Here is a 23,666-nt window from a genome sequence, read left to right as displayed (position 1 = left end):
TAGATACAGATAAGAATGCGAAAATTAAAGAACGACGAGTTAGAAAGATTGAATATCGAAGAGTTTAAAGGAGCCCCAAAAACGCCTATTGTTATTGTTTTAGATAATATAAGAAGTCTAAATAATATTGGTTCTGTTTTTAGAACTTCTGATGCTTTTTTAATTGAAAAAATATACTTGTGTGGTATTACTGCGCAACCACCACATAAAGACATACAAAAAACGGCTTTAGGAGCTACAGATAGTGTTGCCTGGCAATATGTAGAAGAAACATTGCCGTTGGTACAGCAATTACAACAAGATGGTTATACTGTTTTAGCTGTAGAGCAAGCAGAAAATGCTGCTTTTTTAAACGATTTTAAAGTGCAGGCTAATAAAAAGTACGCATTAATTTTTGGAAACGAAGTTAAAGGTGTTGCCCAAGATGTGGTTACAGCTAGTGATGTGGTTTTAGAAATTCCACAATATGGTACAAAACACTCTTTAAATATATCTGTAAGTGCAGGTGTTGTAGTTTGGGATTTGTGGTCTAAACTAAATCAGAAATAAGATAGTAATCTTTAGCTTTAGATATAAAAAAAGGCCCAACAACGTTGGGCCAATTATATAGTTTGAGTTAGTTAGTTTCTCTCATAAGAGATATGCAATTAAAGAAAACGTTTTCAATATTGCAAATAAAATGTGAAATAACTGTTAATTTAATAGTTGCGTTTTTTTATAAATTTCTAGAAATATAACCTTGTATTTGATGTATAATGTACTTGTAGTCAGCTTCATTGGCTACAAAGTCAAGGTCGCTAACGTCTATAATAAAGGTGTTTTGTTGCGGATAACTTTTTATGAAATCTAAATAACCTTTGTTAATTTTCTCTAGATAATCTGTCTGAATATCCTGTTCATAGTCACGTCCGCGTTTTTTAATGTTGGCTAATAGGCGCTCTGTGTTTTGGTATAAGTAAACAAAAACGTCTGGTTTTTTAACTTCTTTATACATTAAATCGAACAGCTTACGGTACAATTTAAATTCGTCTTGTTGTAAGGTTACTTTAGCAAATATGAGCGATTTAAAAATATCATAATCACTAACCATAAAAGACTTAAATAAATCTAGCTGCGAGGTGTCATCTGAATATTGTTGGTAACGATCTGCTAAAAAAGACATTTCTAAAGAAAAGGCATATCTAGCCTGATCTTCGTAAAACTTTGGTAAAAACGGGTTATCTGCAAAACGTTCTACAACTAATTTGGCGTTGTAGTCTTCAGATATTTTATTAGCTAAAGTAGTTTTACCAGCACCAATGTTACCTTCTATAGCTAAGAATTGCGCTTTAGAGAATAAATCTTCTATGCTGGCATAGAGTTTTCTTTCTGTGCGTTCTACTTTGCCCTTGTCTTTACATTCCTGAAACAAGTTTCTAGAATCTTTATTGAGTATTGGGTGGTAAAACTGCGGAGCAACATCTGCTAAAGGCCTTAGTACAAAACTTCTAAACTGTAAGTTTGGGTGTGGCAATACTAAAGTGTTTGTGTTAATTACATCTTTACCAAAGTAAATAATGTCTATATCTATAGTTCTGGCTTGGTAGCCTTCTTCATTTGTACGTAGTCTTCCTAATTCTGTTTCAATCTTTAAAATAATATCTAAAAGTTCAAAAGCATTGTTGGTTGTATGTATAGCAACACAAGCGTTTAAAAAATCTTCGGATTCAAAACCCCAAGATTCACTTTTATATACTTTAGAGATACCCGCAATACTGCCAGCTTTTTCTGCTAATAGAAAAATGGCATCTTGCAAATTTGTTATCTTATCACCTAAATTACTGCCTATGGATAGGTATGCAGTTGTAAAGTTCTTCTTCATTTAAAAACAAAGTAAATAAAATAGTTTTTAAGGCGCTATCTTAAAATTAAATATCTTTTTTGTAAAGGCATTAAAAGGTTTACTTAATATCTTTGTAAATTGAATATTAATTGGGATACCCTAGTGCAAATATGAATAAAACAGATAAAAAATTAGCCTTTAAAATATATTTATATCTAGGTGCTTTGTTTATTACTTCCTTGGTGGTTTCTAATCTTATTTTTCAGAAATTTTTTATTTGGCAACCTTTTGGAGATGTAACCATTTTTGGAGCAACTCTGTTTGAGATCTCTGTAGGTGTGTTGCCTTATCCTGTAACTTTTTTGTTAACAGATTTAATTTCTGAAATCTATGGTAAAAAAAGTGCCAACCAAATTGTTGTGGCGGGTATATTTGCTTCGTTCTTTTCATTGCTAATAGTTTGGCTAGCTTCAGCATCTAATGCTACAGGTTGGTCTCCGGTAAGTAATACAATGTTTAATGATGTTTTTGGAAACACAATTTTAGCAGTTACTGCATCTATGTTGGCGTACTTGTTTGCACAGTTTATAGATATACAAGTGTATCATTTCTGGAAAAAATTAACAAAAGGAAAGCATTTGTGGTTGCGTAATAATTTTTCTACTTTCTTTTCTCAGTTTGTAGATACCTGTACTGTTCTATTGCTTTTATGTTCTTTTGGAGAAATTGGTTGGGATAAATTCACGGGTTTGTTAATTAGTGGGTTTATTTTTAAGATAATTATAGCATTTCTAGACACCCCTTTCTTGTATTTACTCGTATATATTATGCGTAAACGATTTAACTTAAAATTAAACCAAGAAATTACGTTAGAATCATAATAAAAACGACCTTATACTGTTTTAAATATAAGATATTTAATACAATTAAAAATTACACAATTTGTGTGGTGATAAAAAGAGGTTGAATTAATTAATAAAATCGAATAAAATAGTTCTATATGAAAAAGAAAATTTTAAAAATTATTGGTGTTGTTGTATTGCTAATAGTAGTGTTATTAATTGCGGCACCGTTCTTTTTACAAGGAAAAATAGAGGGGATTATTAAAAGTAAGGTAAATAATAATATTGAAGCTACTTTAGATTTTGCCAGTGCAGATCTTAGTTTGTTCTCTAGTTTTCCTAATGCAAAGGTTACTATAAACGATTTAGTTTTAATAAATAAAGCGCCTTTTGCTGGCGATACACTTTTTGCTTCTAAAGAAATTGCATTAGATATGGCAATTACTGAGCTTTTTAAAGATCCGTCTGAGGCTATTGGTGTTAAAAGTTTAGCTGTAGATGGTGCTAAGCTTACTATAATGGTGAATAAAGATAGTATTGCTAATTACGATATTGCAAAGAAAGACCCAAATGCACCTGTAGAAACAGCTGCGGCAGAAGAAGAGGGAAGTAGCTTTAACTTAGCTATGGAGTCTTATAAAATTACAAATTCTAGCATTGTTTATGTAGACCAGACTTCTGGTATGGCATTGGCGTTAACAGATTTGCAACATTCTGGTACTGGAGATTTATCTTTAGAAAAATCTGAGTTAGATACTAAAACAACTGCACTTGTATCTTTTGGTATGGGCGGCACTAATTACTTAAATAGAAATAGTGTTGGTTTAGATGCTTTAATTGGGATAGACTTAAAAGAAAGTAAATTTTCTTTTTTAAAGAACGAAGCTTTAATTAATAAGTTACCACTTGTCTTTGATGGTTTTGTAAAGTTAAATGATGATAACCAAGAGGTGCACATCAACTTTAAAACTTTGTCTAGTGAATTTAAAAACTTTTTGGCTCTTGTGCCAGAAGAGTATTCTAAAAGTATAGATAATGTAAAGACTACCGGAAAATTTACAGTAGAAGGTAAGTTAGACGGTATTGTAGATGAAACACATATTCCTAAGTTTTCTGTAAAACTAAACTCAGATAACGCTTCTTTTAAATATCCAGACTTGCCAAAGTCGGTTACAAACATATTTATAAATGCTGGTATAGATAATACTACTGGTTTGGTAGAGGATACTACAGTAGATATTAAAAAATTAGCTTTTGCAATAGATCAAGATCAGTTTAGTCTTACTTCTAAAATTACCGACTTAATGGGTAATACTAAAGTAAAAGCGCATTTAACTGGTAAAATGAACTTAGCAAATATTTCTAAGGCATATCCTGTGCCTGCAGATTTAAATTTAAAAGGCTTGTTAAATGCAGATGTTTCTACTTCTTTTGACATGGCTTCAATAGAAAAAGAGCAATACCAAAATACGGCCACAAGCGGTACGTTAAACTTAAAAGATTTTGAGTATAATTCAGATGAATTAAAAAATCCAGTACAGATAACAACAACCTCTTTAACTTTTAATCCTAAAACGGTTTCTTTAAATGAATTTCAAGGAAAAACTGGTAAAACAGATTTTTCAGCTAAAGGAACAATTACCAATTTGTTAGGTTTTATGTTTAAAGATGAAAAAGTAAAAGGAGATTTTGCATTAAACTCTAATACGTTTGCTTTAAACGATTTTATGGTTGATGAAGTTGAAACGGAATCAACATCAACAGAGAAAACGGAATCAAAACCTGTTGCTGCAGAAGAGAAGTTAAAAATACCGTCGTTTTTAGATGCAACAATTACTGCTAATGCAAATACAGTGTTGTATGATAATTTAACGCTTAAAGATGTAAAAGGTACTTTGCGTATTAAAGATGAGACAGCAACTTTATCTGATATGACAACTGCTTTATTTGGTGGTAAAATGTCTTTTAATGGTGAAGTGTCTACTAAGAATGAAGCAGCAACATTTGCTATGAATTTAGGGATGAACCAGTTTAATATTGGTCAGGCACTTAAAGGGCTAGAGATGTTAGAGGTTTTAGCGCCAATTGCTAAAATTGTTAGAGGTAATTTAAATTCTGATATTTCTATAGCTGGTAATTTAAAAGATGATTTTACACCAGACTTAGCTACCATTTCTGGTAAAGTTTTGGCAGAATTACTATCTACAGAATTAAATCCTAAAGAAGAAAAGTTTATGTCTGCAATTGGTGATAAGCTTAGTTTCTTAAAACCAGAAAAATTAAACTTAAACGGTTTAAAAACTGCATTGTCTTTTGATAACGGAAAAGTAAGTGTAAAGCCATTTAAGCTAAACTACGGAGATGTTGTAATGAATGTTTCTGGTAGCCATACGTTTGATAGTAAGTTGGCTTACAACGCAACTGTTGAGGTGCCAGCAAAGTACTTGGGAGGAGATATTAATAAGCTTATTGCTAAAATAGATGATAAGCAGTTAGAGAACTTAACAATACCTGTTACAGCAAATATTGGTGGTAATTTTACAAGCCCAGAAGTAAAGACCGATTTAACTAGTGGTGTTAAAAACTTAACTAGTCAATTGGTAGAGATAGAAAAGCAAAAACTAATTGCAAAAGGCAAGGATAAGGCAACAAGTGTTATTAGCGATTTGTTAAATAAAAATAAATCTAAAACAGATTCTTTAACTGCAAAGGATGATAAGGCTTCTGTTGTTAAAGATGTAGTTGGTGGCTTGTTTGGTAAAAAAGATACCACAGCAGTAAAGCAAGACTCTACTGCTAAAACTAAAAAAGAAGAACAAAAAGATGCTGCTAAAGCTATTTTAGGTGGCTTGTTTGGTAAAAAGAAAAAAGAAACAGAAAAAGATACTACTAAGTAATAGTAAGGCTTACGTAGTAGCCTTCGTTGCTTCTAATGTTAAAAACGGTATTGTCCTCAAAAATTAGGTACTGGCCTTTAATGCCTTTAAGTGTACCTTTATAATTAGGTGTTTTATCCAGATTAAGGCTTTTTACTTTTTCTGGATATTGCATTACCGGAAATTCTAAGTGAGTTTCCTGGTTGTCTTCAATAAAATAAGAAATAGCCTCTTCTGGTATGTATTGTTTTAGTTTGTTGCGCCACTCTATAAGATTTTCGTCATCTACAGTATTGGTTAGCATTTTGCGCCAGTTGGTTTTATCGCCCACATAGTCTTTTAGAGCTACTTCTGTAATACCTGCTAAATAACGGTTAGGTACTTCTACAATTTCTATAGCTTCGTGAGCACCTTGGTCTATCCATCTAGTGGGTACTTGTGTTTTTCTGGTAACTCCAACTTTTACATTGCTAGAATTGGCTAGGTAAACAATATGTGGTTGTAATTGCACTTTTTTTTCATAAGCTAAATCGCGATCTTCTTGGTCTAAATGTGCGGTGCTTAGCTCTGGCCTCATAATCCAATCTCCTGCAGTTGGAATCTCAAAAAAGCAAGATTTACAAAATCCTTGACGGTATATAGGCTTGTCTAGCTTGCAGTTAAGACACTGGTGTTTTATAAAGTTAATCTCTACGGTTTTGTTTAAAATCTGATTCACATTTAAAAAATCATTTTCAAAAACTAAATAATATTGTATAGGGTTTCCGTTTTCTGTTTGCATTTTTTGTAAAACACCTTGGTACTGCATAAAATCTATTTGAATATTAAATAAGTAAAGGCTACTTTTATCAAAATAACCTCTGAAATTTTTCAGGATAAAGATACCTAAAAATGTCAATACCTTTTGTTAATTCTATAGCTTCTTGGTTGCTTAAAAAGCGGTATCACCAAATAGAACTTTTTTTAAAATACCCTGCTGAGGTCCAAGAAGAGGTAATGTTTAAGCTGTTAACTATAGCTAAGGATACAGAAGTTGGTAGAAAATACGACTTTGCATCTATTACAAATTATAAAGAATTTGCAGAACGATTACCTATTGTTTCCTATGAAGAAGTAGAGCCTTTTATAGAGCGAACTAGAAAAGGAGAGCAGAACATCTTTTGGCCAACAAGTATAAAGTGGTTTGCTAAGAGTAGTGGTACTACCAATGCAAAAAGTAAATTTATCCCTGTTAGTACAGAGGCTTTAGAAGATTGTCATTACAAGTCTGGTAAAGATTTATTGTGTCTGTATTTAAATAATAATGAAAACTCACAATTGTTTACAGGTAAGAGTTTGCGTTTAGGAGGTAGTAAAGATTTGTATGAAGATAATGGTAGCTTTTTCGGAGATTTATCTGCTATTTTAATTGATAATATGCCTTTTTGGGCAGAAATGAGTAGTACGCCAAGTAATAAGGTGTCATTAATGAGTGAATGGGAAACCAAATTAGATGCTATTATTAATGAAAGTAAGTTAGAAAATGTAACAAGCTTGGCTGGTGTACCATCTTGGATGTTGGTGCTGCTTAATAATATGCTAGAGCAAACTGGGAAAGCACATTTGTTTGAGGTTTGGGAAAATCTAGAGGTGTATTTTCATGGCGGAGTTAGTTTTAGTCCGTATAAAGAACAATACAAAGCCTTGTTGCCTAGAAAAAAGTTTAACTATTACGAAATTTACAATGCCTCTGAAGGGTTCTTTGCTATACAAGACAGGAACAATGCAGATGATTTGTTGTTAATGTTAGATTATGGTATTTTCTATGAGTTTATTCCGATGGATGCATATGGGACTTTAAACCAGAAAGTAGTTGCGCTGTGGGATGTGGAGTTACATAAAAACTACGCGATTATTATTACAACCAATGCAGGTTTGTGGCGTTACAAAATAGGAGATACAGTTAGGTTTACTTCGGTAAGTCCGTATAGAATTAAGATTACAGGTAGAACCAAACACCATATTAATGTGTTTGGTGAGGAGTTAATTATAGAGAATGCTGAAGAAGCATTAAGAAAGGTTTGTATAAAAACTGCAGCTCAAATTAAAGACTATACTGTTGCGCCTATTTTTATGGTAGGGAGAGAAAAAGGTGCGCACGAGTGGATAATTGAGTTTAGAAAAGAGCCGGAGGATATTGCACATTTTACGGAGTTATTAGATAATGCTTTAAAATCTTTAAATTCAGATTATGAAGCAAAGCGATACAATAATATTACATTAAATATGCCTAATGTGCACATTGCCAGGCAAGACCTTTTTTATGATTGGTTAAAAGTTAGAAGTAAATTAGGGGGGCAACATAAGATCCCAAGATTATCTAATAAAAGGGACTATATCGATGAATTGCTTCTAATGAACAAATAAATTCGTTTTTTTGGTGGTTAAGCTTCATATTGTTGATATAAACCTAACCAGTATATAAAACTATAAAAATATGAATTCAGAAAGACTAGTTGTTTTGTCAGATATGTGGGGGGCCAAGAGGGGAATGTGGATTACTTCTTATTTGGGCTACCTACAGCAATATTACAATATTGAGTATTACGATATTCAGCAATTGGCAGATGTAGATCTGTTAGTGCAGTCAGAAAAAAACATTCACACAGCCTTTGTAGATGGTGGTATAGATACTGCTGTTTCTCAATTGGTAAAAAAAGAAACTAAGCCAGCGCATTACTTGGCTTTTAGTATGGGTGGTACAATTGCTTGGAAAGCAAATTTAAAGGGTTTGCCAATGAAATCTTTGTATACAGTGTCTGCTACTAGATTAAGAAAAGAAGTAGAGCGTGCAGATGGAGAGGTGAAAATGCTTTTTGGAAGTAAAGATTTGTATAAGCCTTCTACTAAATGGTCTGAGACTATTGGTGTAAATCTAGAGATTGTAGAGAACTTTGGTCATGAAATGTATTCTGACTCACAAGTGATACAGAAAGTGTGTCTGGATCTTTTAGATAAGGTGATGACTAAGCCTGTTGAAGAAAAAACAGAAGCTAAAATTAAAGTTTTAGCAAAAAAAATATCCTAAAGAAAACTTCAGGATATTTTTAATATAGTAATTGTAAAAGCCGTTTTGTTATGAAACGGCTTTTAGTTTTTTAACTGTTTCGTAAGACAGTTTTTGTTCTGCATACTCTTTTGTTACTTTAAACTCTTTGTCTTCACTACTAGGTAGCTCAAACATAGCGTCTGTAAAGATAGCTTCGCATAAAGAACGTAAACCTCTAGCTCCTAATTTGTAATCTATTGCTTTTTTAACAATGTAATCTAAAGCTTCGTCTGTTATGGTAAATTTAATATTATCCATACCAAAAAGCTTTTCATACTGTTTAATAATAGCATTTTTAGGCTCTGTAAGTATAGCGCGTAGTGTTTTTTCGTCTAACGGATTCATATGCGTTAAAACAGGTAAACGTCCAATAATTTCAGGAATTAAACCAAATTCTTTTAAATCCTTTGGAATTATATACTGTAAAATATTAGAGTTGTCTACGTTGTCATCTAACTTAGATGCGCTGTACCCAACTGCCTGCATATTTAAACGTTTTGTAATAATACGTTCAATACCATCAAAAGCACCACCGGCAATAAATAATATGTTTTCTGTGTTTACCTCTATAAATTTTTGATCTGGATGCTTACGTCCACCTTTTGGTGGTACGTTAACTACGGTACCTTCTAATAGTTTAAGTAGACCTTGTTGCACACCTTCTCCAGAAACATCCCTTGTTATAGATGGGTTATCGCTCTTGCGAGCAATTTTATCAATCTCATCTATAAAAACAATACCGCGTTCAGCTTTTTCTAAGTTGTAATCTGCGGCTTGTAATAAACGAGTTAATAAACTTTCTACATCTTCACCAACATAACCAGCTTCTGTTAAAACGGTAGCATCTACAATAGCTAATGGTACGTTAAGCATTTTGGCAATTGTTTTAGCCATTAATGTTTTTCCGGTACCGGTTTGACCAGCCATTATAATATTACTCTTCTGTATTTCTACATCGTCTTCTGTGCTAGAAGGCTGTAATAATCTTTTGTAGTGGTTATATACTGCTACAGACATTACTTTTTTTGTACGTTCTTGACCTATAATAAAAGTGTCTAAAAACGCTTTTATATCCATAGGTTTTTTAAGAACCAATTCTGCAGATAAACTATCTGTTTTAGATTGCTTAGTGTCTTCTATAACAATGCCGTAAGCTTGCTCTATACATCTGTCGCAAATATGCGCACCTTCACCAGCAATTAATATATTTGTTTCTGCTTTGGTTCTTTTACAAAAAGAACATTCTAAATTTTCCTTTGCCATAAGTCTACATCTTCTCTTTAATAGGTTTGTTATTAGTCGGTTATATTACTTTTCCCTAACTAATATTTCGTCTATCATGCCATATTTTTTGGCTTCGTCAGCTTTCATCCAGTAATCTCTGTCACTATCGTTGCTAACTTTGTCAAAAGGTTGGCCAGAATGTGTTGCAATAATATTATATAACTCGTCTTTTAATTTTAATATTTCTCTAGCGGTAATTTCTATATCGCTAGCTTGTCCTTGAGCGCCACCTAATGGTTGGTGTATCATAACACGAGAGTGAGTTAATCCACTACGTTTACCTTCTGCGCCAGCACAAAGTAATACAGCTCCCATAGATGCAGCCATACCAGTACAAATAGTTGCTACGTCTGGTTTTATAAATTGCATAGTGTCGTATATACCTAAGCCGGCATAAACGCTACCACCAGGAGAGTTAATGTATATTTGAATGTCTTTAGAGGCGTCTGCACTTTCTAAAAACAATAATTGTGCTTGTACTATGTTAGCAACTTGGTCGTTAATACCTGTTCCTAAAAATATAATTCTGTCCATCATTAATCTAGAGAAAACATCCATTGCAATTGCATTTAGTTGTCTTTCTTCGATAATGTTAGGAGTCATATTGCTTGGGTACATTGTACTTAAGATTTTATCGTAGTACATGCTGTTAATCCCTTGGTCCTTTATGGCGTAGTTTTTAAATTCTTTTCCGTAGTCCATATGTAGTATTTGGTATTTTTAAATAAAAAAGGTGCCGAAAATTTTTACTTTCGGCACCGTAAATATACTTATTTTTTTTAGTGACGACCTATAGTCTAAATTGCTTTTAAAACTTAAAGCTATGGTTTGATACTAAATTTAACGGAATTTTTTGTTTTACCTTATATACACTGGCATTTTTTTAACAGTGCTTGGTAATAAAATTTATTCTTTTCCGTAAACTTCTTTGATAAATTCGTCATAAGAAAGTTCCTTTTCTTTAAGGTTTGCTTTCTCTTTGTATAACGAAAGTAATTTTTGGCTCATTAACTGCTCAGATAATCTTTTAACTTCGTCTTGGTTAGACATAATTCTAGCAGCGATGTTATCTAATTCTTCTTCTGCAGGGTTTAATTGACCGTATTGTGCCATTTGAGATTTAATAAAACCTTTTGCAAAGTCTTTTAATTCATCAAAATTTACTTGAAGATTGTTTTCTTGTATAATTTTACCTTCAATTAATTGGTAACGTAAGCCTTTTTCAGATTTTTCAAATTCAGCGCTAGCTTCTTCTTCTGTTAATGGCTTTTCACCTGTTACTTGAATCCATTTTTTTAAGAATTCAGTAGGTAATTCAAACTTTGTGTTTTCAATAAAGTTCTCAGTAATGTCATTTAACAACTTCTGATCAGATTGTTGTTCAAATTGTTTTTCTGTATCTTCTTTAATTTTGTCTCTAAGTTCTTTTACGGTAGAAATTTTTTCTTCACCAAACAACTTGTCAAACAACTCTTGGTTCATTTCTGCAGGCTCACGCTCATTAATTTCTTCAATAGTGAAAGTAACTTCTGTGTCTAAATCTGCAGATTTATCAGCAGCTAAACCTAATGCACTAGATAATTGGTAATCTTCTTTAAAAAGACCTTTAGTTTTTAATGTAACTACATCGCCAACTTTTTTGCCAACTAAAGCATCAGTTGCTTTTTTAGCTTTAAGGTTGCTTAATTCTATAGTTGTTTTGTTGTCTATTTCTTCAGCTTCGTTAGAGAAGGTACCAGTTACTTCATCTTTTTTAGACACTTCTGTTTTAGAGATAAGTTTACCATATTGTTTACCAATACGATCTACTTGTTCGTCTATCATCTTTTTGTCTGCAACTATTTTGTACTGCGTAATTGCTTTTTTAGTCTTTATTGGAGCTTCAAATTCTGGAGCTAAACCTAATTCAAATTCAAAGTCTAGGTTTTCTGCATCCCAATTAAAGTCGTCTTGTTGTTTTGGTAAAGGGTTACCAAGAACATCTAACTTTTCTTCAGTTAGGTATTTGTTTAGGTTGTCTTGTATAAGTTTATTTACTTCATCTACTAAAACAGCCTTACCGTATTGTTTTTTAATAAGACCCATTGGTACGTGTCCTTTTCTAAAACCTGGTATGTTTGCTTGCTTTCTATAATCCTCAAGAATTGCTTGTACCTTATCTTGGTAGTCCTCTTTAGTAATAGCAACTTTTACAACTGCATTTAATGCATCAATCTGCTCTTTTGTAATATTCATTTTTGAATCTGATTTTACTTAAATAAAATGGGCTGCAAAAATAGTACATTTTAATTACCTCTACAAGTTTTTAAATTGTTGTAATACAAATGGGTATGTTATTTTTCTTTGTCGCTTTTTAAGATAGAAAATAATATGGATTGTAATAGCGATAATAATAAGCTAAATACTATGGCCCACAACCAACTATCTACTGTAAAGCCAGAAACAAAATAGCCTGCTAATTTTATAATACAAGCGTTTACTACAAGTAAAAACAACCCTAAAGTTACTATGGTTACTGGTAGTGTAAGTATAACTAATAGTGGTTTTATAAAAAAGTTTAACAAGCTTAATACAACAGCTACTATAATAGCAGTTGTGTAGCTGTCTACACCAATGCCAGGTAAAACTTTAGAAAGTACTACTACAGCAATTGCACTTAATAGTATGCGTAAAATAGTTTTCATAGCGTATTTGTTTAAGGGGTTAATTTCTTATAAAGATAAGAGATTTTTCTAAGAATTCCTTAGGATTTTCTGCGTGTAACCAATGCCCTGCATTTGTTATTGTTTTTATCTCTGCTTTAGGAAAATGAGATTTTATAATATCATTGTCTAAAGGGGATATGTACTCAGATTTATCTCCTCTTAAAAAAAGAGTTGGTTTGTTGTAAACTGCAGACGCTTCTATATTTTCTCCTATTTGTTCCATGCGTTCTGCTAAAACTTCTAGATTAAATCTAAAACCTAATTTTCTCTTTTCTACCCAATACAGATTTTTTAGTAAAAATTGGCGTATACCTGCATTAGAAATATATTTAGCAAGTTCTTCGCTGGCTTCTGTTCTGGAGGTAATTACATCTAAATCTAAAGCCTGTAGACCGTTGATTATTTCGTGGTGGTGTGGTGGGTAAAATTTAGGTGCTATATCTGCAATTATTAATTTGCTTACTAGTTCTGGATAGCTGCAAGCAAGTTGCATAGCGGTTTTGCCACCCATAGAGTGTCCTAGAACAATGCAGTTGCTTAAATTGTGTTCTGCAATATATTCTTTAATGTCTTTAGCAAGAATATCATAGTTAAACTCGGTCGAGTGAAAACTTTTACCGTGATTTCTTTGGTCTATTAAGTGTACCTGTAAGCCAGCTTCTTCATACTTGCTGCCTAAAGTTTTCCAATTATCAGACATTCCTAAAAATCCGTGTAAGATTAACAAAGGCTGCCCTTCTCCTAGTATTTTAGAATGTAATGTTGGCATTATTTTAATTTATTTAGATACATATTTACAACATTCTCTAGTCCTAAATATAGAGATTCGCTTATTAAGGCGTGACCAATAGAAACCTCTAGAAGGTTTGGAACATTTTGTTTAAAATATGCAATATTGTCTAAGCTAAGATCGTGACCTGCATTAATGCCTAAATTTAGTTTTTGTGCTAAAATAGCAGCATCTGTAAATGGTTTTACGCCAGTTTTATCTCCAGCAGCATAGGCATCAGCAAAACTTTCTGTATACAGTTCAATGCGGTCTGTACCTGTTTCTGCAGCACCTTCAATCATTTTTAAATCAGCATTTACAAAAATTGATGTTCTAATGTTGTTGGCTTTAAAGGTTGCAATAACTTCCTTTAAAAAATCTTTATGTTTAACAGTGTCCCAACCTGCATTAGAAGTAATAGCATCTACTGCATCTGGCACCAATGTTACTTGTGTTGGCTGTGTTTCTAAAACTAAATCTATAAACTTTTTAATAGGGTTGCCTTCTATGTTGTACTCCGTGGTTACAATTTGTTTTAAATCGCGCGCATCTTGGTATCTAATATGGCGTTCATCTGGTCTTGGATGTATTGTGATGCCTTCTGCTCCAAAAGACTCTATGTCTGTTGCTACTTTACATAAATTTGGCACGTTGCCGCCTCTAGAATTTCTTAAAGTGGCAATTTTATTAATGTTAACGCTTAATTTTGTCATTTTTATCATCTTTAACTACTGCAAAAATACAAATAAGGCATAGCTTTTGCAGTTAGTTTGAAAAGGTTTTTTATTTTTATTAAAAGCCTTGTTAATTATAAGCTAGGTCGAATAAATTATTATTAATTTGCGTTATTATTAAAGCTATGCAGATACAATCTCAAATATTAACTACAATTCCGGTTTTTTCTATAGATGACAATATGGAAAAGGTAATTCGTTTTTTTAAAACGTCTACTTTTTCTCACGTTGCAGTGGTAGAAGATGGTAAATTGTTAGGAATGATTTCTGAAAACGATTTTGAAACTTTTGAAAAAGGCAAGAAAGTTGAAGCGTACAAATACAATCTAGAAATGTTTTTTGTTGACTCTGATACGTCTTGGTTAGATGTTCTAGAAGTTTTTTCTAAAAATGATGCCAATATATTGCCTGTTTTAGATAAGGATGAGACTTTTTTTGGGTATTATGACTTAACTGATATTGTAAGTCTTTTTATAGGAACTCCTTTTTTTACAGAACCAGGCGGAATTTTAGTTGTAGCAAAAGGGTTGTCTGATTATTCTTTTAGCGAAATTGCACAGATTGTAGAAAGTAATAATGCTAAATTATATGGTGCATTTATTACAGAGATTGAAAATGATGTTGCCCAAATAACATTGAAAATTACTTCGGCTAATTTAAACGAAATTACACAGTCTTTTAGGCGTTATAACTATACTATATTGTACGGTAATGACGATGATCTTTTTTTGGAAGATTTAAAAGATCGTTCTAACTACTTGGATAAATACTTAAACGTATGAAAGTTGCCATATACGGACAAACTTATAATGACGATGCCACAGACTACGTGCTAGAACTTTTAGATGAGTTAGAACAGCATAATGCTGCTGTTTTTTTTGAAAAAGGTTTTTATGATTTTGTAGTGAAATCAGAAAAGATTAATAATTTTTTAACCTTTACAGAGTCTACAGGTTTAGATGCTTCTTTTGATATGTTTGTTAGTTTTGGTGGCGATGGTACTATTTTACGAGCAATTACTTTTGTTAAAGATTTAGGAATACCTATTGTTGGTGTAAATACTGGACGTTTAGGGTTTCTATCGACCTTTAAAAAAGAAGATGTTAGAAAAGTAATTCAGGAATTTGTTGCTAAAGCATATACTGTGGTAGATAGGAGTTTGGTTGCGGTAAGTTCTAATGTGGTTATACCAGAATTTGACTCTATTAATTTTGCTTTAAATGAGGTTACGGTAAGTAGAAAAGATACAACCTCTATGATTACTGTAGAAACTACTTTAAATGATGAGTATTTAAATTCCTACTGGGCAGATGGTTTAATTGTGTCTACACCAACAGGTTCTACAGGGTATTCTTTAAGTTGTGGAGGTCCAGTAATAACACCAACGGCAAAATCTTTGGTTATAACACCAATAGCGCCACACAATTTAAATGCAAGACCTTTGGTTATTTCAGATAACACTGTGGTTAAATTAAAAGTTTCTGGTAGAGAAAAAAATCATTTACTTTCTTTAGATTCTAGAATTGTAACTCTAGAAAACGGAACAGAAATAACGGTTAAAAAAGCGGACTTTACCATAAAAATGATAGAGTACACGTCAGAGAGCTTTTTAAAAACGCTGCGCAATAAATTATTGTGGGGAGAAGACAAGCGTAATTAATTGTTTTTTAAAACAATAAATAAGTTATAAAACTGTTATTCAAAGGGAGAACAGAGGTGTGGCAATTTAGTTTTGGAAAAAATCTAATATTGTTATATTTGCAAACTTTTAGAATTTATGAGAATATTTATTGCTATTCTATCACTTTTCTTTTTTGGAGTCACTAGTGCGCAAACCTATGAGGTTGGTGTACTTGCAGGTGGTTTAAATAATATAGGAGACGTTGGTAGTACAAATTATATAAATCCGACTGGTTTTGCTTATGGCGGAATTTTTAAATGGAATAAAAGCAAGCGTTATGCTTGGCGAGCAAGCATACTGCACGGTAAATTTGTTGCAGATGATTTAAAATCGGGGTTGGCTTCTAGGCAAAAAAGACAACTGAAGATGGAGAATACTGTTACCGAATTTTCAGCTGGTTTAGAAGTTAATTTTGTGGAGTATAATTTACATAAGTTAGGACCTGCTTTTACACCTTATTTATATACAGGTGTAACTTATTTTAGATACGATTACAATTATTTTGAAGTTGGTTTTTTGCAAGATTTAGACCAGCGAGAAGGAGATTTTGCTATCCCAATGACTGTTGGTGTTAAGTATAGATTAAATCAATTCTTTATCTTAGGCGCCGAAATAGGTGCTAGATATACGTTTACAGACAATTTAGACGCTAGTAATCCAGAGAAAGCAAACGTTGCAACCCTTATAGATCCTAAGTTTGGAAATATTTTTAGTGATGATTGGTATGTGTTTTCTGGTTTTACGTTAACTTACACCTTTGGTAGAAAACCGTGCTCAGATTGTTTTGAGTAAATTATACTTATGGATACTATAGAAGATTTAAATAAAGAAAATATACCTGCGCATTTAGCTATTATTATGGATGGTAATGGTAGATGGGCAAAGCAAAAAGGCAAATTGCGCATATTTGGTCATGAAAATGGAGTAAAAACTGTGCGTAGAGTAGTAGAAAGTTGCGCAAAAATTGGTGTAGGTTACTTAACATTATATACTTTTTCTACAGAAAATTGGAACAGACCTAAGTTAGAGGTAGATACGTTAATGCGTATTTTAGTGTCTTCTTTAAAGAAAGAAGTTAAAACTCTTAACAAAAACAACATAAAACTCAATGCTATTGGTAATTTAGATTTGATGCCTTCTAAGGTAGGCGACGAACTAAAGAATGTTATCTCTAAAACAGCCGAAAACACTGGTATGACACTAACATTGGCGTTAAGCTATGGTTCTAGAGATGAGATAAAAAGAGCTGTTCAAGAAATTAGCATCAAAGTTAAAAATAATATAATTTCTCCTGAAAATATTGATGAAATCATTATTAATAACCATCTTTACACGCAAAATTTACCGGACGTAGATTTACTTATTAGAACAAGCGGCGAACACCGTATAAGTAATTTTTTATTATGGCAAATAGCGTATGCAGAGCTGTACTTTACAGATGTACTTTGGCCAGACTTTAAAGAACATCATTTAGTAGACGCAATTAAAAATTATCAGAACAGAGAACGAAGATTTGGAAAAACTAGCGAACAACTCAACTAACACAACCAAGAGAACCATTACTTTTGGTTCTATTATCACAATCCTTTTTCTTTTTACAAACTTAGTCGCTTTTGCGCAAGAGACATCTTATGAAGATGGTAAAAAGTATATATTGGGTGGTATCAAAATTACCGGCGTACAAAGCTATAATGAGCAAACTGTAAAAACTTTTACAGGCTTACGTGTTGGTCAACCATTAACGCTTCCTGGAGAAGAAATTAGTGCTGTTATTAATAAGCTATGGGGTCTAGAACTTTTTAGTGATATTAATTTTTATATAACAGACATTAAAGGAGAAGAGGTTTTTTTAGAACTTAATATTGTTGAGCGTCCTACTTTAACAGATGTTACAGTTTACGGAGTTAAAAAACGTAAAGTAGCAGATATTATAGAAGACACAGATCTTAAAAAAGGAAAAAAAATTACCCAGAGTCTTATTAATAATACAGAGAACTACTTAAAAAATAAGTATAAGAAACAAGGGTACTTAAATACCAAGGTTAATATTGCTACTGCTACAGATACAACTGAAAGCAATGCCAGAAAAATGGTTATCAATATTAAGAAAGGTGAAAAAGTAAAAATTAGTGATATTACTTTTGATGGTAACGATGCTTTAGGAGCAAAAAAGTTACAGAAATCATTAAAGAAAACTAAAAAGAAGAAATTTTACCGTTTCTGGAAAAAATCTAAATATATAGAAGAAGATTATAAAACAGATTTAACTTCTTTAGTAGAAAAGTATGCAGAAAGCGGCTATAGAGATGCAAGAGTTGTCGCAGATACTATTACTAATGTTAATGATAATAACATAGCAATTAACATAAAAGTAGAAGAAGGTAAAAAGTATTACTTTGGTGATATAGATTTTGTTGGTAATACAGTGTATCCAGACAGATTTTTAGAAAGAGCTTTAGGTATAAAAAAAGGTAGTACATATAATGGTGTGTTATTAAAGAAGAGAATTGCAGATAATACAAAGCCAGATCCAGACGATTTAAGTAGTCTGTATCAAAACAACGGTTATATGTTTTCTAGTATTAACCCTGTAGAAATTTCTGCTGAGAATGATACTATTAATTTTGAAATAAGAATTATAGAAGGTAAAGAAACCTTTTTAGATCACGTAACTGTTACTGGTAATGATAAAACAAATGACCACGTAATATTTAGAGAACTAAGAACACGTCCAGGTCAAAAATATAACAAAGCAAATATTATTAGAAGTATTAGAGAATTAGGTGCTCTAGGTTATTTTGATGCAGAAAGCATTAAGCCAGATGTACTTAACCCTAATCCAGATACAGGTACTGTAGATATTAACTATGGTGTATTAGAAGCAGGTTCTAGCCAAATAGAATTACAAGGTGGCTACGGTGGTGGTGGCTTTATTGGTACATTAGGTTTGTCTTTTAGTAACTTTTCTTTAAAAAATATTTTTAATAAAGAGGCATATACTCCGGTTCCTATGGGAGACGGGCAAACATTTGCTATTAGATTACAAGCAAGTAGAACATATAGAGTGTATAGTTTAAATTTCTCTGAGCCTTGGTTAGGAGGAAAAAAACCAGTGCAGTTTAATATGTCATTATCTAGAACACAACAGTTTTCTTACGATTATCAAGAAAGAGAAGTAGATAAGGATAGACAGTTTTCTATTTCTAGTATTTCTGTAGGTTTAGCAAAAAGATTAAAGTGGCCAGATGATTTCTTTGTTGCATCTCACTCTTTAGCATATCAGTTATACGATTTTAAAGATTATAACATTGGCTTATTTAACTTTGGTAATGGTTCGGCAAATTCATTTTCTTATACATTTGGTTTGTCTAGAGAATCTTTAGCTGGTGGTAAAATATTTCCACGTGGTGGATCTAGTTTTCAATTGAAGTTAAAAGCAACTCCTCCTTACTCTTTGTTTTCTAATAAAGACTATAAAGGTTTAAAGGCTGAAAGTGATGAAATACAAGATGCTCGTACAACTAGAGCGTTAACTGCTTACGAGCAAACACGTTTAGAAGAAATTGAAGAAGATAGATTTAAATGGTTAGAATTTTATAAAGCTAGTTTTAAGGGGGATTGGTATACAACACTTACTGGAGATTTGGTTTTACGTTCTAATGCAGAATTTGGTTTCTTAGGTAGCTATAATAATGATATTGGTGATGTGCCTTTTGAGCGTTATTTTGTAGGTGGAGATGGTTTAGGAAACTTTACTTTAGATGGTAGAGAAACAATACAATTAAGAGGTTATGAAAACCAATCTTTAACGCCAGTTATTGCAAGTACAAACGAGCAAGAAGGTGGTGTTGTGTATAATAAGTTCTCTATGGAGCTTAGATATCCTATAACATTAAAACCTTCTGCATCTATATATGCACTAGGATTTTTAGAAGGAGGTAACTCTTTTAGCAATTTTAATGAATTTAATCCGTTTGAGATAAAACGATCGGCCGGAGTAGGGTTGCGCATATTTATGCCAGCTTTTGGTTTATTGGGAATTGACTTTGGTTATGGGTTTGATAAGGATAACTTACCAACCTCTACTGAACCAAGTGGATGGCAAACGCACTTCATCATTGGTCAGCAGTTTTAATTACAGAGAATATTTTCAATTCACCATATGTTAATGTGCTTATTTTTAGCTTGTTAGTATTTTTGGCACGATATTTTCTATGTATTAAAACAATAAACAAAATGAAAACAAAAGTTCTTTTAATTTTAACTACGTTGCTACTGTCAACTAGTATTTTTGCCCAAAGAGGTGTTAGGATCGCCTATGTAGATATGGAATACATTCTTGAGAATGTAGAAGAATACAGAGATGCTAACGAACAACTGGCTAGTAAAGTTGAGAAATGGAAACTAGAAATTGAAGGTGAAAAGAAAGAGATAAGTGAAATGCGACAAGCTTTACTTGCCGAAAAAGTTTTATTAACTAACGAGTTAATAGAAGAGCGCGAGGAAGATATAGCATTACTTGAAAAAGAAATGTTACAATACCAACAAGATAGGTTTGGACCACAAGGAGACTTGGTTATGCAAAAACTTAGATTGGTACAGCCTATACAAGACCAAGTTTTTAACGAGGTGCAGCAAATTGGAAAGAATAAAAATTACGATTTTATTTTTGATAAATCTGCAGATGTTGTAATGTTGTACGCAGAAAAACGAAATGATATAAGTGAATTGGTTCTTAGGGCTATTTCTAGAACTAGAAAAGTAAGTGCTCCTAAGAAGAATGCAAGAAGTAGGTTTGAAGATGAAGAAGAGGATAAGCCAATTACAGAAGCATTAAGAGTTAGGCAAGAGCAAGCTAAGGAGGCAGATGCCCAAAGAGCTAAAAGTGCAGAAGAAAAAAGAGCAGAACAATTAAAGTTAAGAGAAGAACGTAAAAAAGCTTATGAAGCTCGTAGAAAAAAATTATTAGAAGAAAAGGCAGCTAAACAGAAAAAGACCAAAGAGGAAAAGGACGATAATTAGAAAGAGTCTATACACTAAAATTAACTAAATACTTAAAATTAACATTCAATTACTATTATGAAACACTTAAAGAAAATAGCAGTAGCATTAGTATTATTTGTAGCTACAACGGCATTTGTAAACGCACAGGCAAAAGTTGCTCACATTAATGTTCAACAATTATTACAAGAGATGCCTGCAATGAAGCAAGCAGATGCAGAATTAAAGAAGTTGAACGAAACTCTAGGTGCAGATATACAAGCAAGTATGACGGAAGCTAGAAATAAGGCTACACAGTATCAAAATGAAGCTCCTTCTAAAACTGCGGAAGAAAATGCAAAAAGAGAGCAAGAGATAATGACATACCAAAAGACAATTCAGACTGCACAACAAGCTGCACAACAAGAATTGCAAAAAAAGCAACAAGAATTGTTAGCTCCAATACAAGAGTCTGCAATGAAAGCTATTGAGAAAGTAGCAGCTACTCAAGGATTTGATTATGTTATGGATGCTAGCCCTGGAGCAGGTGTTTTAGTAGCAAAAGGAAAAGACCTTTTAGCTGACGTAAAAAAGGAATTAAAGTTCTAAGAAACTAAAATTTTATTATATAAAAAGGCTATGCAATTTGCATAGCCTTTTTTGTTTCTTTGCAGTATATTTAAGTTTTAATTTAAAAATGCAAAATGCATAGTAATCCTATTGGAATTTTTGACTCTGGAGTTGGTGGTACATCTATTTGGAAAGAAATACATAAGTTACTTCCTTTAGAGAATACAATTTATTTAGCAGATAGTGCTAATGCTCCTTATGGTGATAAGTCTGCAGAGGATATTTTACAATTAAGTATTAAGAATACAGAGTTGTTATTACAATACAATTGCAAGCTTATTGTAGTGGCTTGTAATACGGCTACAACAAACGCCATTGAATATTTAAGAGCTACATATAAAAATGTTTCTTTCATTGGTATAGAACCAGCAATAAAGCCTGCTGTATTGCAATCTAATTCTAAAACAGTAGGTGTTTTAGCAACAAAAGGTACGTTGTCTAGTAGTTTGTTCCATAGTACAGTTAAAAACCACGCAGAGGGCATTAAAATAATTGAGAGAGAAGGTGTGGGGCTTGTTCCTTTGATTGAGGCAGGGAAAGCATCGTCAAAAGAAATAAAAGAGTTGTTAGTTTCTTTATTAACGCCTATGTTAAAACAAAATATAGATTATTTGGTTTTAGGTTGCACGCATTACCCATATTTAATTCCTGTACTTAAAGAGTTGCTTCCTGCACATATAAATATTATAGATTCTGGAGAAGCTGTTGCAAAGCAAACAAAAGCAGTTCTTGTAAAAGATGTTATTTTGTCAACTAAAAATTTAAAGCCAACACATCAATTTTATACAAATGCAGATGTTGTAATTCTAGAGTCTTTTTTAAAGGATGTAGATGGTAAGCTATATGTTAATTATCTGGATTTTTAAAATTTATTTAGCATTTACGTACATATGTAATGTATGTAAAATCTAATTTGTGTTTATCATCCTTTGGGTGATATTCCTCAAGTATAACCTCCCAGTTCTCTTTGTTTAGTTCGGGAAAATATGTATCAGCATCAAACTCAGCGTGTACTCTAGTAAGTTCTATTATGTGTGTGTATTCTAGAGCAAGCTTGTAAATTTCTCCACCACCAATAATATAGGCTAAATCTTCTTTTTTTGTTAGTTCTAAAGCAGATTCTAGAGAATGTACAACAACACAATTGTCAAAAGCTATTGTGTAATCTTTATCTCTGGTAATTACAATGTGTTTTCTGTTTGGTAAAGGTTTAGGGAAGCTTTCAAACGTTTTTCTTCCCATAATTATAGGATGACCAGTAGTTAGCTTTTTAAAACGTTTAAAATCATCTGGTAAATGCCAAAGTAAATCATTGTCTTTGCCTAATGCATTGTTTTCTGCTGCTGCTGCTATAGCTACTATTTTTTGCACCTTTTATTGTTTAGAGATTATATGGCTACTTTGCCTTTAATATGTGGGTGTGGATTGTAGTCTTCTAATGAAAAGTCATCAAATGTAAAGTCAAAAATATTTTTAACATCTGGGTTGATAATCATTTTAGGTAGAGGTCTAGCTTCTCTACTTAGTTGTAATTCTACTTGTTCTAAGTGGTTGTTGTAAATGTGAGCGTCTCCAAATGTATGAATAAAATCACCAGCTTCATAACCACAAACTTGCGCCATCATCATTGTAAACAAAGCATAAGAAGCTATGTTAAAAGGTACTCCTAAAAATATATCTGCACTTCTTTGGTATAGCTGACAAGATAATTTACCATCTGCTACATAGAATTGAAAAAAGGCGTGACAAGGAGGAAGTGCTGCTTTTCCGTTTGCTACGTTTTCTGAAAATGAAACAGAAGTGTCTGGTAATACGCTAGGGTTCCAAGCGGTAACCATCATTCTTCTACTATTAGGATTGTTCTTTAGTGTTTCTATAACTTCTTTAATCTGATCTATATCTTCACTATTCCAGTTACGCCATTGATGGCCGTAAACAGGACCTAAATCTCCGTTTTCATCTGCCCATTCGTTCCAAATACGTACTCCGTTTTCTTGTAAATAAGCAATGTTTGTATCGCCCTTTAAAAACCAAAGAAGTTCGTGTATAATAGATTTTAAATGTAGTTTTTTTGTGGTAACCATAGGGAAGCCTTCACTAAGGTCAAATCGCATTTGGTGTCCAAAAACGCTAATTGTTCCTGTTCCTGTACGGTCGCCTTTTTGATTTCCAGTTTCTAGTACGTGATTAAGTAAGTCGTGATATTGTTTCATTTTAAAGCAGCATCTTTCTTCTGTTTAAAGCAAACAGAAATT

23 protein-coding genes are annotated in these 23,666 nt (G+C 32.5%); 13 read left to right on the top strand and 10 right to left on the bottom strand.

Features of this window, described 5'->3' with window-relative positions:
- Window positions 1–15: 15 nt before the first annotated feature.
- On the top strand, window positions 16–549 hold the full coding sequence (locus BT107_RS08760) for an RNA methyltransferase (RefSeq protein WP_072303409.1): 534 nt from the start codon (window positions 16–18) through the stop codon (window positions 547–549).
- 166 nt (window positions 550–715) lie between these two features.
- Here the strand turns inward: BT107_RS08760 and folK are convergent, their stop codons facing one another.
- The gene (gene folK / locus BT107_RS08755; protein WP_072303408.1) at window positions 716–1,861 is read right to left on the bottom strand and encodes a 2-amino-4-hydroxy-6-hydroxymethyldihydropteridine diphosphokinase; all 1,146 of its coding nucleotides are present in this window, start codon (window positions 1,859–1,861) and stop codon (window positions 716–718) included.
- Window positions 1,862–1,992: 131 nt separating this feature from the next.
- Between folK and BT107_RS08750 the strand changes: the two genes are divergently transcribed.
- Complete coding sequence (locus BT107_RS08750) at window positions 1,993–2,703, top strand: queuosine precursor transporter (protein ID WP_072303788.1); 711 nt, start codon at window positions 1,993–1,995, stop codon at window positions 2,701–2,703.
- Between the two features lie 119 nt (window positions 2,704–2,822).
- Entirely contained in the window at window positions 2,823–5,561 is a 2,739-nt protein-coding gene (locus BT107_RS08745; protein WP_072303407.1) for an AsmA-like C-terminal region-containing protein, read from the top strand.
- On the opposite strand, the gene BT107_RS08740 is transcribed toward BT107_RS08745, so the two are convergent.
- On the bottom strand, window positions 5,554–6,348 hold the full coding sequence (locus BT107_RS08740; RefSeq protein ID WP_072303406.1) for a DUF2797 domain-containing protein: 795 nt from the start codon (window positions 6,346–6,348) through the stop codon (window positions 5,554–5,556). The two genes, BT107_RS08745 and BT107_RS08740, sit on opposite strands and share 8 nt — an antisense overlap.
- 83 nt (window positions 6,349–6,431) lie before the next feature.
- On the opposite strand from BT107_RS08740, the gene BT107_RS08735 reads away from it, so the two are divergent.
- Window positions 6,432–7,946, top strand: coding sequence for a GH3 auxin-responsive promoter family protein (locus BT107_RS08735; protein ID WP_072303405.1), 1,515 nt, complete (start codon window positions 6,432–6,434; stop codon window positions 7,944–7,946).
- Between the two features lie 70 nt (window positions 7,947–8,016).
- Entirely contained in the window at window positions 8,017–8,607 is a 591-nt protein-coding gene (locus tag BT107_RS08730; RefSeq protein WP_072303404.1) for an alpha/beta fold hydrolase, read from the top strand.
- A 48-nt stretch (window positions 8,608–8,655) separates the two neighbouring features.
- Here BT107_RS08730 and clpX read toward each other — a convergent pair whose 3' ends face one another.
- The 6 genes from clpX to BT107_RS08700 form a co-directional block, all read right to left on the bottom strand.
- Window positions 8,656–9,891, bottom strand: coding sequence for an ATP-dependent Clp protease ATP-binding subunit ClpX (gene clpX / locus BT107_RS08725; RefSeq protein ID WP_072303403.1), 1,236 nt, complete (start codon window positions 9,889–9,891; stop codon window positions 8,656–8,658).
- Between the two features lie 45 nt (window positions 9,892–9,936).
- Entirely contained in the window at window positions 9,937–10,614 is a 678-nt protein-coding gene (gene clpP / locus BT107_RS08720) for an ATP-dependent Clp endopeptidase proteolytic subunit ClpP (protein WP_072303402.1), read from the bottom strand.
- Window positions 10,615–10,818: 204 nt separating this feature from the next.
- Window positions 10,819–12,147 (bottom strand): trigger factor, encoded by a 1,329-nt coding sequence (tig, locus tag BT107_RS08715; protein WP_072303401.1) that lies wholly within the window; start codon window positions 12,145–12,147, stop codon window positions 10,819–10,821.
- A gap of 98 nt (window positions 12,148–12,245) precedes the next feature.
- A complete protein-coding gene (locus BT107_RS08710) occupies window positions 12,246–12,596 on the bottom strand; it encodes a phage holin family protein (protein WP_072303400.1) in 351 nt (116 codons plus the stop codon).
- A 19-nt stretch (window positions 12,597–12,615) separates the two neighbouring features.
- On the bottom strand, window positions 12,616–13,386 hold the full coding sequence (locus BT107_RS08705; RefSeq protein ID WP_072303399.1) for an alpha/beta fold hydrolase: 771 nt from the start codon (window positions 13,384–13,386) through the stop codon (window positions 12,616–12,618).
- On the bottom strand, window positions 13,386–14,099 hold the full coding sequence (locus BT107_RS08700) for a pyridoxine 5'-phosphate synthase (protein WP_072303398.1): 714 nt from the start codon (window positions 14,097–14,099) through the stop codon (window positions 13,386–13,388). The genes BT107_RS08705 and BT107_RS08700 overlap by 1 nt, the downstream gene beginning before the upstream one ends.
- 146 nt (window positions 14,100–14,245) lie before the next feature.
- Here BT107_RS08700 and BT107_RS08695 point away from each other — a divergent pair, with 146 nt between their 5' ends.
- From BT107_RS08695 to murI, 8 genes are all read left to right on the top strand, one after another.
- On the top strand, window positions 14,246–14,902 hold the full coding sequence (locus tag BT107_RS08695; RefSeq protein WP_072303397.1) for a CBS domain-containing protein: 657 nt from the start codon (window positions 14,246–14,248) through the stop codon (window positions 14,900–14,902).
- The gene (locus BT107_RS08690) at window positions 14,899–15,780 is read left to right on the top strand and encodes an NAD kinase (RefSeq protein ID WP_072303396.1); all 882 of its coding nucleotides are present in this window, start codon (window positions 14,899–14,901) and stop codon (window positions 15,778–15,780) included. Before BT107_RS08695 ends, BT107_RS08690 begins: the two co-directional genes overlap by 4 nt.
- Window positions 15,781–15,897: 117 nt before the next feature.
- Window positions 15,898–16,593 (top strand): type IX secretion system protein PorG, encoded by a 696-nt coding sequence (gene porG, locus BT107_RS08685; RefSeq protein ID WP_072303395.1) that lies wholly within the window; start codon window positions 15,898–15,900, stop codon window positions 16,591–16,593.
- 9 nt (window positions 16,594–16,602) lie between these two features.
- Complete coding sequence (locus BT107_RS08680; protein WP_072303394.1) at window positions 16,603–17,343, top strand: undecaprenyl pyrophosphate synthase; 741 nt, start codon at window positions 16,603–16,605, stop codon at window positions 17,341–17,343.
- On the top strand, window positions 17,315–19,936 hold the full coding sequence (locus tag BT107_RS08675; protein WP_072303393.1) for a BamA/OMP85 family outer membrane protein: 2,622 nt from the start codon (window positions 17,315–17,317) through the stop codon (window positions 19,934–19,936). The genes BT107_RS08680 and BT107_RS08675 overlap by 29 nt, the downstream gene beginning before the upstream one ends.
- A gap of 101 nt (window positions 19,937–20,037) precedes the next feature.
- Window positions 20,038–20,823 (top strand): OmpH/Skp family outer membrane protein, encoded by a 786-nt coding sequence (locus BT107_RS08670; protein WP_072303392.1) that lies wholly within the window; start codon window positions 20,038–20,040, stop codon window positions 20,821–20,823.
- A gap of 57 nt (window positions 20,824–20,880) precedes the next feature.
- On the top strand, window positions 20,881–21,390 hold the full coding sequence (locus tag BT107_RS08665) for an OmpH/Skp family outer membrane protein (protein ID WP_072303391.1): 510 nt from the start codon (window positions 20,881–20,883) through the stop codon (window positions 21,388–21,390).
- 95 nt (window positions 21,391–21,485) lie between these two features.
- The gene (gene murI, locus BT107_RS08660) at window positions 21,486–22,277 is read left to right on the top strand and encodes a glutamate racemase (RefSeq protein WP_072303390.1); all 792 of its coding nucleotides are present in this window, start codon (window positions 21,486–21,488) and stop codon (window positions 22,275–22,277) included.
- Window positions 22,278–22,284: 7 nt separating this feature from the next.
- Here murI and BT107_RS08655 read toward each other — a convergent pair whose 3' ends face one another.
- Together BT107_RS08655 and BT107_RS08650 are read right to left on the bottom strand one after the other, a co-directional pair.
- Window positions 22,285–22,782 carry a dihydrofolate reductase gene (locus BT107_RS08655; RefSeq protein ID WP_072303389.1) on the bottom strand — a complete coding sequence of 166 codons (498 nt, stop codon included), beginning with the start codon at window positions 22,780–22,782 and terminating at the stop codon, window positions 22,285–22,287.
- Window positions 22,783–22,799: 17 nt separating this feature from the next.
- Window positions 22,800–23,624 carry a thymidylate synthase gene (locus BT107_RS08650; RefSeq protein WP_072303388.1) on the bottom strand — a complete coding sequence of 275 codons (825 nt, stop codon included), beginning with the start codon at window positions 23,622–23,624 and terminating at the stop codon, window positions 22,800–22,802.
- Window positions 23,625–23,666: the final 42 nt, after the last annotated feature.

Origin of the sequence: Cellulophaga fucicola (assembly GCF_900119145.1) — a bacterium.
GTDB classification, from domain to species: domain Bacteria; phylum Bacteroidota; class Bacteroidia; order Flavobacteriales; family Flavobacteriaceae; genus Cellulophaga; species Cellulophaga fucicola.
Note: the sequence above shows the minus strand (reverse complement) of the source record. Positions and strands in the feature narration are given on the sequence as shown.

Excerpts from the sequence above, each read along its gene's own strand:
- BT107_RS08760 (WP_072303409.1), top strand. The coding sequence starts at position 16 with ATGCGAAAATTAAAGAACGACGAGTTAGAAAGATTGAATATCGAAGAG.
- folK (WP_072303408.1), bottom strand. The coding sequence starts at position 1,861 with ATGAAGAAGAACTTTACAACTGCATACCTATCCATAGGCAGTAATTTA.
- BT107_RS08750 (WP_072303788.1), top strand. The coding sequence starts at position 1,993 with ATGAATAAAACAGATAAAAAATTAGCCTTTAAAATATATTTATATCTA.
- BT107_RS08745 (WP_072303407.1), top strand. The coding sequence starts at position 2,823 with ATGAAAAAGAAAATTTTAAAAATTATTGGTGTTGTTGTATTGCTAATA.
- BT107_RS08740 (WP_072303406.1), bottom strand. The coding sequence starts at position 6,348 with ATGCAGTACCAAGGTGTTTTACAAAAAATGCAAACAGAAAACGGAAAC.
- BT107_RS08735 (WP_072303405.1), top strand. The coding sequence starts at position 6,432 with ATGTCAATACCTTTTGTTAATTCTATAGCTTCTTGGTTGCTTAAAAAG.
- BT107_RS08730 (WP_072303404.1), top strand. The coding sequence starts at position 8,017 with ATGAATTCAGAAAGACTAGTTGTTTTGTCAGATATGTGGGGGGCCAAG.
- clpX (WP_072303403.1), bottom strand. The coding sequence starts at position 9,891 with ATGGCAAAGGAAAATTTAGAATGTTCTTTTTGTAAAAGAACCAAAGCA.
- clpP (WP_072303402.1), bottom strand. The coding sequence starts at position 10,614 with ATGGACTACGGAAAAGAATTTAAAAACTACGCCATAAAGGACCAAGGG.
- tig (WP_072303401.1), bottom strand. The coding sequence starts at position 12,147 with ATGAATATTACAAAAGAGCAGATTGATGCATTAAATGCAGTTGTAAAA.
- BT107_RS08710 (WP_072303400.1), bottom strand. The coding sequence starts at position 12,596 with ATGAAAACTATTTTACGCATACTATTAAGTGCAATTGCTGTAGTAGTA.
- BT107_RS08705 (WP_072303399.1), bottom strand. The coding sequence starts at position 13,386 with ATGCCAACATTACATTCTAAAATACTAGGAGAAGGGCAGCCTTTGTTA.
- BT107_RS08700 (WP_072303398.1), bottom strand. The coding sequence starts at position 14,099 with ATGACAAAATTAAGCGTTAACATTAATAAAATTGCCACTTTAAGAAAT.
- BT107_RS08695 (WP_072303397.1), top strand. The coding sequence starts at position 14,246 with ATGCAGATACAATCTCAAATATTAACTACAATTCCGGTTTTTTCTATA.
- BT107_RS08690 (WP_072303396.1), top strand. The coding sequence starts at position 14,899 with ATGAAAGTTGCCATATACGGACAAACTTATAATGACGATGCCACAGAC.
- porG (WP_072303395.1), top strand. The coding sequence starts at position 15,898 with ATGAGAATATTTATTGCTATTCTATCACTTTTCTTTTTTGGAGTCACT.
- BT107_RS08680 (WP_072303394.1), top strand. The coding sequence starts at position 16,603 with ATGGATACTATAGAAGATTTAAATAAAGAAAATATACCTGCGCATTTA.
- BT107_RS08670 (WP_072303392.1), top strand. The coding sequence starts at position 20,038 with ATGAAAACAAAAGTTCTTTTAATTTTAACTACGTTGCTACTGTCAACT.
- BT107_RS08665 (WP_072303391.1), top strand. The coding sequence starts at position 20,881 with ATGAAACACTTAAAGAAAATAGCAGTAGCATTAGTATTATTTGTAGCT.
- murI (WP_072303390.1), top strand. The coding sequence starts at position 21,486 with ATGCATAGTAATCCTATTGGAATTTTTGACTCTGGAGTTGGTGGTACA.
- BT107_RS08650 (WP_072303388.1), bottom strand. The coding sequence starts at position 23,624 with ATGAAACAATATCACGACTTACTTAATCACGTACTAGAAACTGGAAAT.